The organism is Nonomuraea mangrovi (assembly GCF_042681425.1).
GTDB lineage: Bacteria > Actinomycetota > Actinomycetes > Streptosporangiales > Streptosporangiaceae > Nonomuraea > Nonomuraea mangrovi.
The window spans coordinates 1-1,386 of the sequence record NZ_JBHUFV010000110.1 but is presented as its reverse complement, the minus strand read 5'-3'; the positions used below and the strand labels follow the sequence as shown (position 1 = coordinate 1,386).

General features: G+C 71.5%; 1 protein-coding gene. It reads left to right on the top strand.

Annotation, left to right across the window (positions count from 1 at the left end):
* Window positions 1–77: 77 nt before the first annotated feature.
* On the top strand, window positions 78–1,386 hold a 1,309-nt coding region (locus ACFSKW_RS54600; protein ID WP_379583800.1), incomplete at its 3' end, for a bifunctional DNA primase/polymerase.

Sequence of the window (1,386 nt, the reverse complement as noted above, 5' to 3'; positions counted from 1 at the left end):
CGTGGAGAAGCACGCACCACCACCCGGAACAAGCACGAGAAGGGGCCCACCATGAGCAACCCCCGGCAGGGCCTCGCATGACCGACCCGGTCCCCCTGGCCATCCCCGACATCGACGACGAGCAGGACACCCTGTCCGCCGCCCTCGCCTACGCGCGCGCGGGCTGGTACGTCCTCCCCGTCAACCAGGCCACCAAGCACGCCGGATCGGTGCTCGGGAAGGGCTGGCCCGCCAAAAGCAGCCGCGACACCGAGACCATCATCGGCTGGTTTGCCGGCACCGACTACGCCCTCGCGCTCCACGTCGGCCGCTCCGGAGCCATCTGCTTCGACGTCGACGACCCCACCGAGCTCACGCCCCTCCTCAAGGCCGTACTGCTCAACGTGCAGGCCCCGTTCCAGTCCACGCGCGAGCACGACCCGGAGCGCGGCCACTACCTGTACGCCGTCCCCGACGGCCGCCACCTCGGCAACAGCAACGGCCAGCTCGGCAAGACGTGGGGCGAGGTCCGAGGGAAGAACGGCATCATCATCGTCGCCCCCTCGGAGCACGAGAAGCAGGCCGACGGCGGCCGCTACACCTGGACGCGCGGCGGCGAGCTCCCTGCGCTGCCCGAAGTGCTCGCCGAGCAGCTGCCCGACGCGAGCGACGCCTCCGACGCGGCCACCGACCACGAGGTCCTCGCGTTCCTGAACGCCCACACCGGCAACGACCGACCCGAACTTCTCAACGGCGTCCTGAGCCGGTGGGACGCCGCCATCCAAGCAGGAGAGTCCCGGCACGGCGCCACACTCGCCGCCACCGCCTGGGCCATGCGCGAGGCGGCCGCCGGCCTCTACCCGGCGCTCACCGCCGCGGAGAAGCTGTCCAAGTACTTCGGCCTGACGATGCTCGTCAGCCGCGACGACGCCGAACGCACCCTCTCCCCCAGCATGGCCCGCGCCGAATTCCAGGGCATCCTTGCCTGGGCCATCGCCCAAACCCGCCACGCCGACTCCACCGCCGTGCGTGACGCGGTCGAGGAGCGGGCGCCGCGCGACGACGACTTTTCCGACCTGCTGCCGCCCGGCCATCCCCAGGCGCCGCCCCCTTTCGCCGACGGCAACCTCGCCACCGTCCACCAACTCCACCCCCAACCTGTGGATGAGGGCGAGCCGGGCGTCGACCTCGAGCAGCTGGTGTTCGAGCGGGAAGTCGCCCACGAGCTGCGCAAACTGAAGGTCCGGGAAGAGGCCCAGCGGCGCGCCAGGAAGGCCCGCACGAGCGGCATCGCGCCGCCCAAGGCCTTCCTGCTCACCGACTTCCTCGCCGTCCCAGAGGAGCCCGCACGCTACCGCGTCGACGGCCTGTGGCCCGTCGGCGGCCGCATCATGCTCGCCGCACAGT